This is a genomic window from Streptomyces sp. NPDC088097 (assembly GCF_044741845.1).
GTDB lineage: Bacteria > Actinomycetota > Actinomycetes > Streptomycetales > Streptomycetaceae > Streptomyces.
In genome coordinates this window covers 174,369-190,176 of the sequence record NZ_JBIUTJ010000006.1, presented here as the reverse complement: position 1 = coordinate 190,176, position 15,808 = coordinate 174,369, and the positions used below count along the sequence as shown (strand labels likewise).

Annotated in this window: 9 protein-coding genes; 6 read left to right on the top strand and 3 right to left on the bottom strand. The window is 72.0% G+C overall.

All coding sequences use genetic code 11. The features are described from left to right. Window positions 1–8 precede the first annotated feature (8 nt). The 4 genes from ACIOD1_RS20380 (at window position 9) to ACIOD1_RS20365 (ending at window position 4,650) form a co-directional block, all read left to right on the top strand. Window positions 9–1,067, top strand: coding sequence for a sugar ABC transporter permease (locus ACIOD1_RS20380; RefSeq protein WP_365613890.1), 1,059 nt, complete (start codon window positions 9–11; stop codon window positions 1,065–1,067). A gap of 113 nt (window positions 1,068–1,180) precedes the next feature. Next, entirely contained in the window at window positions 1,181–2,008 is an 828-nt protein-coding gene (locus ACIOD1_RS20375) for a carbohydrate ABC transporter permease (RefSeq protein ID WP_365615003.1), read from the top strand. 48 nt (window positions 2,009–2,056) lie between these two features. Next, a complete protein-coding gene (locus ACIOD1_RS20370) occupies window positions 2,057–3,646 on the top strand; it encodes a glycoside hydrolase family 13 protein (RefSeq protein ID WP_365613887.1) in 1,590 nt (529 codons plus the stop codon). After that, window positions 3,634–4,650: a LacI family DNA-binding transcriptional regulator gene (locus tag ACIOD1_RS20365; protein ID WP_401903722.1), complete on the top strand. Its 1,017-nt coding sequence runs from the start codon at window positions 3,634–3,636 to the stop codon at window positions 4,648–4,650. The genes ACIOD1_RS20370 and ACIOD1_RS20365 overlap by 13 nt, the downstream gene beginning before the upstream one ends. A 462-nt stretch (window positions 4,651–5,112) precedes the next feature. On the opposite strand, the gene ACIOD1_RS20360 is transcribed toward ACIOD1_RS20365, so the two are convergent. The 3 genes from ACIOD1_RS20360 to ACIOD1_RS20350 all read right to left on the bottom strand — a co-directional run bounded on the left by ACIOD1_RS20360 (window position 5,113) and on the right by ACIOD1_RS20350 (window position 8,389). Then, window positions 5,113–6,288, bottom strand: coding sequence for an NAD(P)/FAD-dependent oxidoreductase (locus ACIOD1_RS20360; RefSeq protein ID WP_401903719.1), 1,176 nt, complete (start codon window positions 6,286–6,288; stop codon window positions 5,113–5,115). Window positions 6,289–6,369: 81 nt separating this feature from the next. After that, the gene (locus tag ACIOD1_RS20355; RefSeq protein ID WP_365613878.1) at window positions 6,370–7,314 is read right to left on the bottom strand and encodes an RNA polymerase sigma-70 factor; all 945 of its coding nucleotides are present in this window, start codon (window positions 7,312–7,314) and stop codon (window positions 6,370–6,372) included. Window positions 7,315–7,609: 295 nt separating this feature from the next. Beyond that, on the bottom strand, window positions 7,610–8,389 hold the full coding sequence (locus ACIOD1_RS20350) for an SDR family NAD(P)-dependent oxidoreductase (protein ID WP_401903716.1): 780 nt from the start codon (window positions 8,387–8,389) through the stop codon (window positions 7,610–7,612). A gap of 385 nt (window positions 8,390–8,774) precedes the next feature. On the opposite strand from ACIOD1_RS20350, the gene ACIOD1_RS20345 reads away from it, so the two are divergent. Continuing rightward, entirely contained in the window at window positions 8,775–10,340 is a 1,566-nt protein-coding gene (locus ACIOD1_RS20345; protein WP_401903891.1) for a carbohydrate-binding module family 20 domain-containing protein, read from the top strand. Between the two features lie 37 nt (window positions 10,341–10,377). Then, complete coding sequence (gene pulA / locus ACIOD1_RS20340; protein WP_401903714.1) at window positions 10,378–15,735, top strand: pullulanase-type alpha-1,6-glucosidase; 5,358 nt, start codon at window positions 10,378–10,380, stop codon at window positions 15,733–15,735. The last annotated feature ends 73 nt before the right edge of the window (window positions 15,736–15,808 follow it).

Genomic DNA, 15,808 nt, shown 5'->3' with positions numbered 1-15,808 from the left:
TAGCAACGATGTCTGCCGACACCAGCCGGTCGGTGGCGCAGGCCGCGGGCGCGGACGCCGGGAAGGACTCCGGCGCCGCCCGCGGCCCCAGCCGCACGACGGCCAGAGGAAACCCCGGCGGCACGAGCCCCCGAAGCGGCCCCGGCCGCCTGGGCCGGGCCGTCGCCACGCACTGGTACGCCTGGACCATGATCGCCCCGGTGGTCCTCGTTCTCGGCGTGATCATCGGCTGGCCGCTCGTGCGCGGCGTCTACCTGTCGCTGACCGACGCCAACGAGCGCAACGTCGGCCGTACCATCGGCGTCCGCCACATCGAGGCCACGTACGAGTTCGTCGGACTCGACAACTACGCGACCGTCCTGGGCGACCCCGTCTTCTGGCAGCGGCTGGTGTGGACCGTCACCTGGACCGTGGTGTGCGTGTCCGTCACCTTCGCCCTCGGCATGGCCCTCGCCACCATGCTCAACCGGGACTTCCGGGGCCGCGCCGCCTACCGCATGGCGCTGATCCTGCCCTGGGCCGTACCCGGCTTCGTCTCGGTCTTCGCCTGGCGCTTCCTCTTCAACCGCGACAACGGGATCCTCAACAAGATCCTCGACGGCGGAGGAATCCCGGCGATCCCGTGGCTCGACGACCCCACCTGGGCCAAGGTCGCCGTCATCTCCGTCAACGTCTGGCTCGGCGTCCCCTTCATGATGGTCGCCCTGCTCGGCGGCCTCCAGTCGATCCCCGGCGAGCTGTACGAGGCCGCCGAGATGGACGGGGCGAGCCCCTGGCAGCGCTTCCGCCACATCACCCTGCCCGGACTGCGCGCGGTGAGCATGACGGTGATCCTGCTCTCCACCATCTGGACCTTCAACATGTTCCCGGTGATCTTCCTGCTGACGCGGGGCGGGCCCGGGGACTCCACCGAGATCCTGGTGACCCAGGCCTTCCGCGAGGCCTTCGTCGCGAGCCCGCGCGACTTCGCCGGCTCCGCGACCTGGGGCGTCCTCATCCTCGCCCTGCTCATGATCTTCGCGCTGGTCTACCGGCGCTCGCTGCGCAAGCAGGGAGAGGTGTGGTGACCGACGTGACCACCGAGCCCGACGTGAACACCAAGATCACCGTGACCATCGAGAGCGACGGGACCACCCCGGTCGCCGGGACCGCCGGGACCGGGAAGGGCAAGACCGGTCGGGTGCGCGGCAGTCGCTCACCGCTCGCGTCCGCGGGCCTGCACCTGACCCTCCTCGTCGCCTCCGTCATCGCCGTCTTCCCGGTGCTGTGGATCCTGCTGACCTCCCTCAAGCCCGCGAAGTACGCGATCAGCACGGACTTCGTGAAGGAACCGGGCCTCGGCAACTACCGGTACCTGCTGGAGGACAGCCACTTCCTGGCCTGGTTCGCGAACTCCGTCCTCGTCGCCGGCGTCACCACGGTCCTCGGCGTCTTCATCGCCGCCACCACCGGATACGCCGTCAGCCGCTTCAAGTTCCCCGGCATGAAGCCCCTGATGTGGACCCTGCTCATCACGCAGATGTTCCCGATGGCCATCCTCATCGTCCCGCTCTACAACCTGATGGGCGACCTCGGGCTGCTCAACCAGCCCCTCGGCCTGATCATCACCTACCTCACCATCGCCGTGCCCTTCTGCGCCTGGATGATGAAGGGCTTCTTCGACACCATCCCGGTGGAGATCGACGAATCCGGCCGCGTCGACGGACTCAACCCCTTCGGCACCTTCTGGCGACTCATCCTCCCCCTCGCCAAGCCCGGCCTCGCCGTCACCGGCTTCTACGCCTTCATCACCGCCTGGGGCGAGGTCGCCTACGCCTCCGCCTTCATGGTCGGCGAGGAGAACCTCACCCTGGCCGGCGGACTCCAGACCTTCGTCACCCAGTACACCTCCAACTGGGGCGCCATGAGCGCGGCTTCCGTGCTCATCGCGATCCCGGCAGCCGTCTTCTTCCTCTTCGCCCAGCGTCACCTCGTCGCCGGCATGACGGCGGGCGCCACCAAGGGCTGACCACCCGCGCCCGCACCTCCGTACCGGCCCGATCTCTCCAAGGACGACATGACCCAGCACCTCGCCGAAAGTCCCTCCACCCCCACCGGCACCCTGCCCGGCTGGTGGAGAGAAGCGGTGATCTACCAGGTCTATCCGCGCAGTTTCGCCGACTCCAACGGGGACGGCATGGGGGACCTCGAAGGCATCCGCAGCCGTCTGCCCTACCTCAAGGAACTGGGCGTCGACGCCGTCTGGCTGAGCCCCTTCTACGCCTCCCCGCAGGCCGACGCGGGCTACGACGTCGCCGACTACCGGGCCATCGACCCCATGTTCGGCACCCTCCACGACGCCGACGCCGTGATCCGCGAGGCGCACGCCCTGGGCCTGCGGATCATCGTCGACCTCGTCCCGAACCACTGCTCCGACCAACACGAATGGTTCAAGCAGGCACTCCGGGAGGGACCCGGCAGCCCGCTGCGGGAGCGCTTCCACTTCCGTGCGGGCCGGGGGGAGGACGGCGCGCAGCCCCCCAACGACTGGGAGTCGATCTTCGGCGGCCCCGCCTGGACCCGCGTCGCCGACGGCGAGTGGTACCTCCACCTCTTCGCCCCCGAGCAGCCCGACTTCAACTGGGAACACCCCGCCGTCCAGGACGAGTTCCGCTCCATCCTGCGGTTCTGGCTCGACCTCGGCGCCGACGGCTTCCGCATCGACGTCGCCCACGGCCTGGTCAAGGCCCCCGGCCTGCCCGACCTCGGCCGCGACGAACAGCTCAGGCTGCTCGGCAACCAGGTCCTGCCCTTCTTCGACCAGGACGGCGTCCACGACATCTACCGCTCCTGGCGCACCGTGCTCGACGAGTACGCGGGAGACCGCATCGGCGTCGCCGAGGCCTGGACCCCCAGCGCCGACCGCACCGCGCTCTACCTGCGCCCCGACGAACTGCACCAGGCCTTCAACTTCCACTACCTCAACACCGGTTGGGACGCCGAAGCGCTGCGCGCCGCTATCGACGACTCGCTCGACTCGATGCGGCCCGTCGGGGCCCCGACCACCTGGGTGCTGTCCAACCACGACGTGGTCCGCCACGTCACCCGCCTGGGCAGCCTCGACCGTGCCCGGGCCGCCGCCCTGCTGATGCTGGCCCTGCCCGGATCCGCGTACGTCTACCAGGGCGAGGAACTCGGCCTGCCCGAGGTCACCGACCTGCCGGACGAGGTGCGCCAGGACCCCTCGTTCTTCAAGGCCAACGGTCAGGACGGGCTCCGCGACGGCTGCCGCGTCCCCATCCCGTGGTCCGGCGACGAGGCCCCGTACGGCTTCGGCACCGGCGGCAGCTGGCTCCCGCAGCCGGCCGCATGGGCCGGTCTGAGCGTCGCCGCGCAGACCGGGAACCCCGACTCCACCCTGGAGCTGTACCGCTCCGCCCTCCGGCTCCGCCGCGAGCGGCCCGAACTCGGCGCCGGCGACGCGGTGCAGTGGCTCGACACCCCCGCCGGCGTACTGGCCTTCCGTCGCGCCGGCTTCGTCTGCACCGTCAACACCACGGCGCAGCCCGTACCCCTGCCCGCGCCGGGCACCGTCCTGCTGGCGAGCACACCCCTCGCGGACCCGGACGTCCTCCCGGCCGACAGCGCGGTGTGGTGGCAGGTGTGACCAACCCGCTGCGCCTCACCGACATCGCCGCGCAGGCCCAGGTCAGCGAAGCGACCGTCAGTCGCGTCCTGAACGGCAGGCCGGGGGTGGCGGACGGCACCCGACGCAAGGTGCTGGCCGCGATGGACGTCCTGGGCTACGAACGCCCCGTACGGCTCAAGAGGCGCAGCAACGGTCTGGTCGGGCTGCTGATCCCCGAGCTGACCAACCCCATCTTCCCGGCGTTCGCCCAGGTCATCGAGCAGGCCCTGGCCGGGCACGGGTACACGCCGGTGCTCTGCACGCAGAGCCCGGGCGGCGCCACCGAGGACGAGCTGGTCGAGCAGCTGGAGCAACGCGGGGTCACGGGGATCGTCTTCCTGTCGGGCCTGCACGCCGACGCCGCCGCCGACCCGGCCCGCTACCGGCGCCTCGCCGACCGGGGGGTGCCGTTCGTGCTGATCAACGGCTTCAACGAGCGCATCAGCGCCCCCTTCGTCTCCCCGGACGACCGGGCGGCGGCGGACATGGCGGTGCGGCACCTGGAGGAACTGGGCCACCGCAGGATCGGCCTGGCCATCGGGCCGACCCGCTACGTCCCCTCGGCGAGGAAGGAGCAGGGCTTCCTCGCCGCCGTCCCCTCGGCCGAGGCGGAGGGGCTGATCCAGCGCACCCTGTTCACCGTCGAGGGCGGCCACGCGGCCGGGGGCGCCCTGCTGGACCGGGGCTGCACGGGGGTGGTCTGCGCCAGCGACATGATGGCGCTCGGAGTCATCCGCGCCGCCCGCGAGCGGGGGCTGCGCGTCCCCGAGGACGTCTCGGTGGTCGGCTTCGACGACTCCCCCCTCATCGCCTTCACGGACCCCCCGCTGACGACGGTCAGACAGCCGGTCCGCGCGATGGCGACGGCCGCGGTGGGCGCGCTCCTGGAGGCGATCGGGGGCACCCCGGTGGAGCGCACCGAGTACGTCTTCCAGCCGGAACTGGTGGTGAGGGGCTCGACGGGGCCGGGGCCGGGGGAGTAGGGGGGGCGGGGGGGGCGGGGGCTGCGGGGGAACCTCGGCGGGGTGCGTGTCGGGCGGGCTCTCGGAACGTTTGGGGGTTTCCCGCCAGTCCACTGTCCTTCCGTGCCGGTCCGGTCCCTCAAGGGCGCTCCTTCGTCGCGTCGCTACGCGATTTCGCTGCGCTCAACCCTTGACCGACCGGCCCGTCCCGGAATGCCAAAGACTGTCGGGAAGCCCCCAAAAGAACGGGCTGGTCTGAAGTGAGGAGGAGCGGGTCTCTCAGGGGCGATGGGGCGGGCGCTTCGGCCGGCAGGCCGGGCATTCGGGTCCCTCGCAGAACCTTTCAGGACTCGGCTCGGACTTCTCCACACCTGCGGTTGATCAGGGCAGTGGGACGGGACCGGGGGCGCATCGGATCGCTACGCACTGCCACTCGGCTTGGCGACTGCGGGTCGTCTGGGGCTCAGTGGGGACGTGTGGGGGTCAGGTGGTGGCTGGGTGGGTCTCCAGGGTGGGGGTTGCCACGAGGTGGCGGCGACGACTCGGCAGCATCAGCGTCGGGTGGGAGATGCTCCAGGCCGCGCCCGAGCAGATGAGTTCCTTGACGCGGGCGCCGGCCCGGCCCGTGAGGACGGTGGAGGTGACCTCGTCCTCGTGGGTCACCTTCTGGAGGATTCCGTCGCGGCGGCCGAGGCTGATGCACTGGGTGGTGTAGCCGATCGGGGTCGCGGAGACCTTGCGGCCGGTCAGGCGCGCGGCCAGGGCGTCGGCGGCCTGCCAGGCCATCGGGCTGGCCGTGGCGCAGGACATCCGCAGCGGCTTGCCGCCCGCTCCTTCGGCAAGGGCCGCGTCGCCGACGGCGTAGACGTCGGGGTGCGAGACCGAGCGCATGGTGCCGTCCACGACGATCTGGCCGGTGTCGGAGACCTCCAGGGTGGTGGCGGCGGCGATCGGGTGCGCGGCGAACCCTGCGGTCCACACGGTGACCTGGGCCGGGATCTCGCCTGATCCGGTGACGACACCGTGCGCCTCGACGCGCACGACGTCGGTCCCCTCGTGGACCGTGATGCCCAGTCGGGTGAAGGCGCCGTGCAGGTGGCGCCGGGCCTTGTCGCTGAGCCAGTCGCCGACGCCGGCGCGGCCGGCGATCGCGACCTTGAGGTCCGGGCGGGCTTCGGCGATCTCGGTGACCGCCTCGATGCCGGTGAGGCCGCCGCCGACGACCAGCACGGTCTGGCCCGGCTCCAACTCGGCCAGGCGCGCCCGCAGTCGCAGCGCGGCCTGCTTCCCGGCGACGTCGTGGGCGTACTCGGCGACACCGGGGACGCCGTGGTCGGTGGTGGTGCTGCCCAGGGCGTACACCAGGGTGTCGTAGCCGAGGGTCTCGTCGGCGAGGTCGACGGTCTTGCGGTCCGCGTCGACCGCCGTCACCCACGCCGACCGGACCTGGACGCCGGTGCCGGCGAAGACGTCGCGCAGCGGGCGGCTCGGGAGGTCCTGTCCGCTCGCGAGCTGGTGCAGACGCACCCGCTCGACGAACTCGGGGTCGCCGTTGACCAGGGTGATCTCGACGTCGTCACGGTGCAGTCGCTTGGCGAGACGGCCGGCGGCGATGGCTCCGGCGTATCCGGCTCCGAGGACGACGATGCGGTGCTTCATGGCTGGCTCCCTATCCGGTTGGACTCACCTCTTGAACCGGACAGCCTCACGATCCCTGACAGGATTCATTTGTGACCTGGGTCACCAGATCTCGGCGACGGGAGGATGGGCGCCGACGGCGGCCCACTGGCGCGTGATGCGTTCCAGTTTGTCGGGGTTGACCTGGATGCGGATCGCCCCGACGCCGTCGGGGGTCGTTTCGAGGCACATGACCCCCAGCACCCGCTCACCGACCACGACCAGTACGGCGGGACCACCGTTGACGACGGCGTCGTGGAGCGAGGCGCTGCCGCCGACGTGCTCCCGCTTGGCCTTGCCCGGCCGGAACAGCCCCCGCATGTACCGGGCGATCCCGAGGGCGCCGATGACGGGCGTCCGGCGTGCCTGGACCTGGGCTCCGCCGTCGGCCACGCTGACCGCGTCGTCGGTGAGCAGTCGGATCAGCGGCTCGGTGTCGCCGCTGAGGGCTGCGGCGAGGAACTCCTCCACGACCTTCCTCGCGGCGGCCGCGTCGACCTCGGTACGGGGCCGCTCGGTGGCGAGGTGCTGCTTGGCACGCCGGTAGATCTGCTGGCAGTTCGACTCGGTGAGGTCGAGGATGTCCGCGACCTCCCGGTGTCCGTACCCGAACGCCTCGCGCAGTACGTACGCCACCCGCTCGTTGGGCGACAGCCGCTCCATGAGGGTGAGCACCGCCATGGAGACCGATTCCCGCTGCTCGGCCGTGTCGGCCGGCCCGAGCATCCGGTCCCCGGCCAACACCGGTTCCGGGAGCCACTGACCCACGTAGGTTTCCCGCCTGGCCCGCGCGGAGGTGAGCTGGTTGAGGCAGAGGTTGGTGAGCACCTTCGTCAGCCACGCCTCGGGCGTCTCGATCCGCCCCCGGTCCGCCGCGTGCCACCGCAAGAAGGCTTCCTGCACCGCGTCCTCGGCGTCTCCGGCCGACCCCAACAGCCGGTAGGCGATCGCCTCCAGGCGGGGCCTGAAGTTCTCGAACAGATCGACCTCGTGCACAAGGAGCGGCATCGTCACATCGTCGGCCATCCCCGCCCACCAGGTCCAACCCTCCCCGAGGAAACTTGAGCCACCGTCGAGCCCAAGCCCCCACCCGTACCTCCGGCTTCGCGACGGCTTTCCTCACCCGACTAGGCCCGCAGCCGCCAAGCCGAGTGGCAGTGCGTAGCGATCCGATGCGCCCCCGGTCCCGTCCCACTGCCCTGATCAACCGCAGGTGTGGAGTAGTCCGAGCCGAGTCCTGAAAGGTTCTGCGAGGGACCCGAATGCCCGGTCTGGTCGCCGAAGCGCCCGACCCCCACCCCCCTCAGTGGACCGACAGCCCGCCGTCCACGAAGATCGACTGGCCCGTGACGTACCCCGACCCGCGGCCGGCCAGGAACACCGCCGCGCCGGCGAAGTCCCCGGCCAGGCCGTTGCGGCCGACCATCGTGCGGGCGGCCAGGGCCGCCACCTTCTCCGGGTCCGACGACAGTCGGGTGTTGAGCGGGGTCATGACGAAGCCGGGCACCAGCGTGTTGCAGGTGACGCCGTGGGGCGACCACGCTTCCGCCTGGGAACGGGCCAGTGACTCCAGCGCTCCCTTGGAGACCCCGTAGGCGCCGCTCTGGACGAAGGCCCGGTGCGCCTGCTGGGAGGTGACGTGGATGATCCGTCCGAAGCCCCGCTCGGCCATCCCCGGCCCGAAGCGTTGGCCCAGCAGGTAGGGCGCGTCCAGGTTCAGCGCCATCGTGGTGTCCCACACGTCCTCGCCCAACTCGCCCATGGGCGGACGCAGGTTGATGCCCGCGCTGTTGACGAGGATGTCGGGCTCGCCGAAGGCCTCGACCGCCCGCTCCGCGGCCGCCCGTACCCCGTCACGCGTGCCGAGGTCGGCGCTCACCCAGGCGGCCCGGCAGCCCTCCGACGTCAACTCGGCCACCGTGGAGACCAGTTCCGCCTCCCGGCGGGCGACCACCACCACGCTCGCCCCCGCCCGCGCGAGGGCCCCGGCGATGGCCCGGCCGATGCCGGAAGTGCCGCCGGTCACCACGGCGGTGCGGCCGTCCAGGGAGAACAGTTCGGAGAGGTAGTTGCGCGAGTCCATCCCCGCACCCTAGCCGGCGCCCCCCTCGCCCCACCCCCTCGCCCCACCCCCGCCTCCCCACCTCCGCGCCCAGCCCACCCCCACGTCGCCACCCGCCGAAACAATTCTGCAATCTCTTGCGCAAACTCTTGCAACGCCCCCGCCTCCCCCCTACGGTCGCCACCATCCCCACACCGCTCCCCGCCAGGAGGCCCCCGTGCTCGCCCCCCACGCGCCCCACGCCATCCCGCGCCGCATCGCCCCCCACACCCCCCGTCCCCGCCGCAGGGCGCTCACCGCCGCGCCGCTCGCCCTCGCCTCCCTCTTCGCCGCCTCCCTCGCCGTTCAGGCGCCCGCGCCTCAGGCGGTGGCCGCGGGGCCGGGGGAGCGTGACGTCACCGCCGTGATGTTCGAGTGGCGCTTCGACTCCGTCGCCAAGGCCTGCACCGACAGCCTCGGCCCCGCCGGCTACGGCTTCGTCCAGGTCTCGCCGCCCCAGGAGCACATACAGGGCCCCCAGTGGTGGACCTCGTACCAGCCCGTCAGCTACAAGATCGCCGGCCGGCTCGGTGACCGGGCCGCCTTCAAGGGGATGGTCGACACCTGCCACGCCGCCGGCGTCAAGGTCGTCGCGGACTCCGTCATCAACCACATGGCCGCCTCCGACGGCGTCGGGACGGGCGGCAGTTCGTACACGAAGTACACCTACCCGGGCCTGTACTCCGGCGCCGACATGGACGACTGCCGGGCCTCGATCTCGAACTACAACGACCGCGCCAACGTCCAGAACTGCGAGCTGGTCCAGCTCGCCGACCTCGACACGGGCGAGGACTACGTACGCGGTCGCATCGCGGGCTACCTCAACGACCTGCTCTCCCTCGGCGTCGACGGCTTCCGCGTCGACGCCGCCAAGCACATGCCGGCCGCGGACCTCTCCGCCATCAAGTCCCGGCTGACCAACCCCGGCGCCTACTGGAAGCAGGAGGCCATCTACGGGGTCGGCGAGGCCGTATCGCCCTCCGAGTACCTCGGCACCGGCGACGTGCAGGAGTTCCGCTACGCCCGCGACCTCAAGCGGATCTTCCAGAACGAGAACCTCGCCTCCCTGAAGAACATCGGCGAGGCCTGGGGATACATGCCGAGCGCGCAGTCGGCCGTCTTCGTCGACAACCACGACACCGAGCGCGGCGGCGACACCCTCAGCTACAAGAACGGCGCCGACTACACCCTCGCCAACGTGTTCATGCTGGCCTGGCCCTACGGCTCGCCGGACGTCCACTCCGGCTACGAGTGGACCGACAGGGACGCCGGCCCGCCCAACGGCGGCACCGTGAAAGCCTGTTACGCCGACGGCTGGAAGTGCCAGCACGCCTGGCGGGAGATCTCCTCCATGGTCGGCTTCCGCAACGCCTCCCGGGGCCAGGCCGTCACCGGCTGGTGGGACAACGGCGGCGACCAGATCGCCTTCGGGCGGGGCAACAAGGCCTACGTCGCCCTCAACCACGAGACGACCCCGCTGACCCGGACCTTCCAGACCTCCCTGCCCGCCGGCTCCTACTGCGACGTGCAGAGCGGTCGCGCGGTGAGCGTGGACGCCGCGGGCCGGTTCACCGCCACCCTCCCCGCCCAGACCGCGCTCGCCCTGCACGTGAACGCCCGTACCTGCGGGGCCGCCACCGCCACCGGGGCCTCGTTCGCCGTCACCGGCACCACCGTCCCCGGCCAGGACCTGTACGTCACCGGAGACCGCCCCGAGCTGGGCGGCTGGAACACCGCCGCCGCCCTCAAGCTCGACCCGGCCGCCTACCCCGTGTGGAAGCTCGACGTTCCCCTGCCCGCCGGGACCGCTTTCGCCTACAAGTACGTCCGCAAGGACGCCTCCGGGTCCGTGACCTGGGAGAGCGGGGCCAACCGCGCCGCCACCGTCCCGGCGAACGGCACGGTCACCCTCACCGACACCTGGCGCAACTGACCCGCAGCCCCGTCCCCGCATCCCGAGGAGATCCGCCTTGACACGCCCCGCCGCAGGAGTGCTCGCCGCCGCCCTGGCCGTGACGCTCCTGCCCGCCCTGCCCGCGTCGGCCGCCGCGAAGGCCCCGCCGCCGCCACCGTCGGACGCGAAACTGGCGGCCGAGCCCGCCCGGCACGACTCGACCCGGGAGCAGTTCTACTTCGTCCTCCCGGACCGCTTCGCGAACGGCGATCCGCGCAACGACCGGGGCGGCCTGACCGGCAGCCGCTCGCAGACCGGGCTGGACCCCACGGACAAGGGCTTCTACCAGGGCGGTGACCTCAAGGGGCTGACGGACCGGCTCGACTACATCAAGGGGCTCGGGACCACCGCCATCTGGATGGCGCCCCTCTTCAAGAACCAGCCCGTGCAGGGCGCGGGGAAGGACGAGTCCGCCGGCTATCACGGCTACTGGATCACCGACTTCACCCAGGTCGACCCGCACTTCGGCACCAACGCCGACCTGACCCGCCTCATCGACAAGGCCCACGGGAAGGGGATGAAGGTCTTCTTCGACGTCATCACCAACCACACCGCCGACGTCGTCGACTACCGCGAGGGCTCCCACGACTACCTCTCCAAGGGCGCCTTCCCCTACCTGACCAAGGACGGCGTCCCCTTCGACGACGCCGACTACGCCGACGGGAAGCGGAAGTTCCCGCGGACCGGCCCCGGCACCTTCCCCCGCACCCCCTTCGTCCCGGACGCCAAGAAGGACCTGAAGGTCCCCGCCTGGCTCAACGACCCGTCGATGTACCACAACCGGGGCGACTCCACCTTCGCCGGGGAGTCCTCCGACCAGGGCGACTTCTCCGGCCTCGACGACCTGTGGACCGAGCGTCCCGAGGTCGTCGACGGCATGGAGAAGATCTACGAGAAGTGGGTGAAGGACTTCGCCGTCGACGGCTTCCGCATCGACACCGTCAAGCACGTCGACACCCCCTTCTGGACCCGGTGGGCCACCGCCCTCGACGAGTACGCCGCCCGGCACGGCCGGAAGAACTTCTTCATGTTCGGCGAGGTCTACTCCGCCGACCCCGCCGTCACCTCCCCCTACGTGACCCGGGGCCGCCTCGACGCCACCCTGGACTTCCCGCTCCAGGACGCGATCCGCGCGTACGCCTCCCAGGGCGCGCCCGCCGGACGGCTGGGCTCCGTACTGGCCGAGGACTACCGCTACACCACCGACAAGGCCAACGCCTACGAACAGGTGACCTTCCTCGGCAACCACGACATGGGCCGCTTCGGCACCTTCCTGAGACAGGACCGGCCCGGCGCGCCGGAGGCGGAGCTGCTGGACCGCTACCGCCTCGCCAACGAGCTGATGTTCCTCTCCCGGGGCAACCCGGTGGTCTACTCCGGCGACGAGCAGGGCTTCACCGGCGCCGGCGGTGACAAGGACGCCCGCCAGCCCCTCTTCGCCTCCCGGGTCGCCGACTACCTCGACGACGACCAGCTCGGCACCGACCGCACCCACGCGAGCGACGCCTACGACCCCCAACACCCGCTGTACCGGCAGATCGCGGCCCTGTCCCGGCTGACGAAGGACCACCCGGCCCTGCGCGACGGGATCCAGAGCGAACGCCTGGCCGACGGCCCCGTGTACGCCTTCGCCCGCACCGACCCGAAGACCCGCACCGAGTACCTGGTCGCCGCCAACAACTCCGCCGAACCGCGCACCGTGGAGATCGACGCCCCGGCCGGCGCCCAGTACCGCACCCTCTACGGGGGCACCGCCCTGGTCCGCGCCTCCGCCGCCGGCAGGCTGCCCGTCTCCGTACCCGCCTACGGGTCGGTCGTGCTCCGGGCCACCACCCCGCCGCCCGCCCCCACCGGCCGGCCCACGGTCACCCTCCGGGCGCCGACCGCGCCCACCGGCACCGCCGTGCTCTCCGCCGACGTCACCGGGGGCCCCGGCTCCCTGAACCGGGTGGTCTTCGCCGCGCAGAGCGGCAACGGCCCCTGGCAGGTGCTCGGCTCCGCCGACCACGCCCCCTACCGGGTCACCGCCCCCGTGGACGCCGCCGCCGGAACCCCCCTGCGCTACAAGGCCGTCGTCGTGGACTCCGCCGGACACACCGCGAGCGCCCTGGCCGCCACCACCGCCGGACAGGCCCCGCCGAAGGAGGTCCCGACCGCGACCCGGCGAGACTACGCGGTCGTCCACTACCACCGCCCCGACGGCGACTACGCGAACTGGCGGCTCTTCGCCTGGGGCGACCTGGCCGACGGGCAGACGACCCCCTGGCCCGAGGGCCACCCCTTCACCGGCCGCGACGCCTACGGCGCCTTCGCCTACGTCCGCCTCAAGCCCGGAGCGTCCTCCGTCGGCTACCTCGTCATCGACAAGGACGGCAACAAGGACGTCGCCGCCGACCGCACCCTCGACGTGACGAAGACCGGGGAGGTCTGGCTCGAACAGGGCCAGGAGGCCGCCCGCACCGAGCGCCCCGCCTACCCGCCGCAGGACACCACCAAGGCAGTCCTGCACCTCCAGCGCCCCGACGGCGCCTACGACGGCTGGGGCCTGCACGTCTGGACCGGCGCCGCCACCCCCACCGACTGGTCGAAGCCGCTGCTCCCGGCCCGCTTCGACTCCTACGGCGCGGTCTTCGAGGTCCCCCTCGCGCCGGGGGCGACCACCCTGAGTTACATCCTCCACAAGGGCGACGAGAAGGACCTGCCCGGCGACGGGTCCCTGGACCTCAAGGCCTCCGGGTACGAGGTGTGGCGGCTGAGCGGCGTGCAGGACCACCTCCTGCCCCAGCCCGCCGGATCCGCCGCCGCCCTCGACCTCACCAAGGCGGAGGCCGTCTGGATCGACCGCGACACCCTGGTCTGGAAGGCGCCCCCGGCAGCCGCCTCCGTCCAGCTCCTGGCCTCCCCGGACGGCCGGATCACCGCCCGCGACGGGATCCTCGACGAGGCCGGCGCCGCCCGGCTGCGGGTGGCCCCGACCGAGCTGAGCGCCGACCTCAAGCAGAAGTTCCCGCACCTGGCCGCGTACCCCGCCTTCACCGTCGACCCCCGCGACCGCGGCCGGGTCCGCGAAGCCCTGCGCGGACAGCTCGTCGCGAGCGCCCGCGCGGCCAACGGCGCCGTCCTCGCCGCCACCGGAGTGCAACTCGCCGGGGTACTCGACGACCTGTACGCGGCGCCGGCGAAGAGCACCCCGCTCGGACCCGTCTTCGACAAGGGTCGCCCCACGCTCTCCGTCTGGGCCCCCACCGCCCGCGAGGTCTCCCTCGAACTCGACGGCCGCACCGTCGCCATGCGCCGCGACGACGCCACCGGCGTCTGGTCGGTGCGCGGCGAACGCTCCTGGACCGGCAAGCGCTACCGCTACGCCGTCACCGTCTGGGCCCCCACCACGGGCCGGACGGTCAGGAACCTCGTCACCGACCCCTACTCCACCGCCCTGACCGCGGACTCCACGTACAGCCTGGTCACCGACCTGGCCGACCCGAAGCTCGCCCCGCCCGGCTGGCGCGAGCTGCGCAAGCCCGCCCCCGTGCCCTTCACCTCCGCGGAGATCCAGGAGCTGCACATCCGCGACTTCTCCGTCGCGGACACCACGAGCGGGCACCCCGGCCAGTACCTGGCCTTCACCGACACCGCCTCGGCCGGCATGACCCACCTGCGCGAACTGGCCGCCGCCGGCACCTCCTACGTACACCTCCTGCCGGCCTTCGACTTCGCCACCGTCCCCGAGGACCCGAAGGACCGCACCACCCCCGCCTGTGACCTGAAGGTCTACGCCCCCGACTCCGAGGAACAGCAGGCCTGCACGACAGCCGCCGCCGCCAAGGACGCCTACAACTGGGGCTACGACCCGCTGCACTACACCGTCCCCGAAGGCTCGTACGCCTCCGACCCGAACGGCACCGCCCGCACCGTCGAGTTCCGCAGGATGGTGCAGTCCCTGAACGGCGCCGGACTGCGCACCGTCATGGACGTGGTCTACAACCACACCGCCGCCGCCGGACAGGTGGACCACTCCGTCCTGGACCGGATCGTCCCCGGCTACTACCAGCGCCTCCTCGGCGACGGCGCCGTCGCCAACTCCACCTGCTGCTCCAACACCGCGCCCGAGAACGCCATGATGGGCCGCCTCGTCGTGGACTCCGTGGTCACCTGGGCCAAGCAGTACAAGGTGGACGGCTTCCGCTTCGACCTGATGGGCCACCACCCCAAGGCCAACATCCTGGCCGTGCGCGCCGCGCTCGACGCCCTGACCCCCGCCAAGGACGGGGTCGACGGGAAGAAGATCGTCCTCTACGGGGAGGGCTGGAACTTCGGCGAGGTCGCCGACGACGCCCGCTTCGTCCAGGCCACCCAGAAGAACATGGCCGGCACCGGCATCGCCACCTTCTCCGACCGGGCCCGCGACGCCGTGCGCGGCGGCGGCCCCTTCGACGAGGACCCCCGGGTCCAGGGCTTCGCCTCCGGCTTGTTCACCGCCCCCAACGGCTCCCCGGCCAACGGCGCCCCCGCCGAACAGCGCGCCCGGCTCCTGCACGACCAGGACCTGATCAAGGTCGGCCTCTCCGGGAACCTCGCCTCCTACGCCTTCACCGACTCCACCGGCGCCCGCGTCAAGGGCTCCGAGGTCGACTACAACGGCGCCCCGGCCGGCTACGCGGCCGCCCCCGGAGACGCCCTCGCCTACGCCGACGCCCACGACAACGAGTCCCTGGCCGACGCCCTGGCCTACAAGCTGGCCCCCGGCACCACCCCCGCCGAGCTGGCCCGCGCCCAGGTCCTGGCCATGGCCACCGCCACCCTCTCGCAGGGCCCGTCCCTCTCCCAGGCGGGCAGCGACCTGCTCCGCTCGAAGTCCCTGGACCGCAACTCCTTCGACAGCGGCGACTGGTTCAACGCCGTCCACTGGGACTGCCGCGACGGCAACGGCTTCGGCCGGGGCTTGCCGCCCGCCGCCGACAACCGTCCCAAGTGGCCTTACGCGAAGCCCCTGTTGAGCGGGCCCGCCCCCGGCTGCCCCGAGATCACCGGAGCCTCGGCCGCCTACCGCGACCTGCTGCGCATCCGTACGACGGAACCGGCCTTCGCCCTCACCACGGCCGACGCGGTCCAGTCGAAGCTGTCCTTCCCCCTGTCCGGGACCGAGGAGACCCCGGGCGTGCTCACCATGACCCTCGGCGACCTCGTGGTGGTCTTCAACGCCACCCCGACCGCCCGGCCCCAGCGCCTCCCCGCCCTCGCGGGCACGGGCTACGCCCTCCACCCGGTGCAGGCCCGGGGGGCCGATCCGGTGGTGAAGGGCGCCGCCTACGAGGCCACGACCGGGGAGTTCACCGTCCCCGCCCGTACCGTGGCCGTGTTCCGGCGCGCCTGACCCGACGTACCCCGGAGGGGGGGGGGGGGGGCCCCCCCCCCCCCCCCCCCCCCCCGGGGGGCCCCCGGGCCGG

Bases quoted from the DNA above. Each gene is read 5' to 3' on its own strand.
- ACIOD1_RS20355 (WP_365613878.1), bottom strand. From the start codon at position 7,314: ATGCCGCTCCTTGTGCACGAGGTCGATCTGTTCGAGAACTTCAGGCCC.
- ACIOD1_RS20380 (WP_365613890.1), top strand. From the start codon at position 9: ATGTCTGCCGACACCAGCCGGTCGGTGGCGCAGGCCGCGGGCGCGGAC.
- ACIOD1_RS20350 (WP_401903716.1), bottom strand. From the start codon at position 8,389: ATGGACTCGCGCAACTACCTCTCCGAACTGTTCTCCCTGGACGGCCGC.
- ACIOD1_RS20345 (WP_401903891.1), top strand. From the start codon at position 8,775: ATGTTCGAGTGGCGCTTCGACTCCGTCGCCAAGGCCTGCACCGACAGC.
- ACIOD1_RS20370 (WP_365613887.1), top strand. From the start codon at position 2,057: ATGACCCAGCACCTCGCCGAAAGTCCCTCCACCCCCACCGGCACCCTG.
- ACIOD1_RS20360 (WP_401903719.1), bottom strand. From the start codon at position 6,288: ATGAAGCACCGCATCGTCGTCCTCGGAGCCGGATACGCCGGAGCCATC.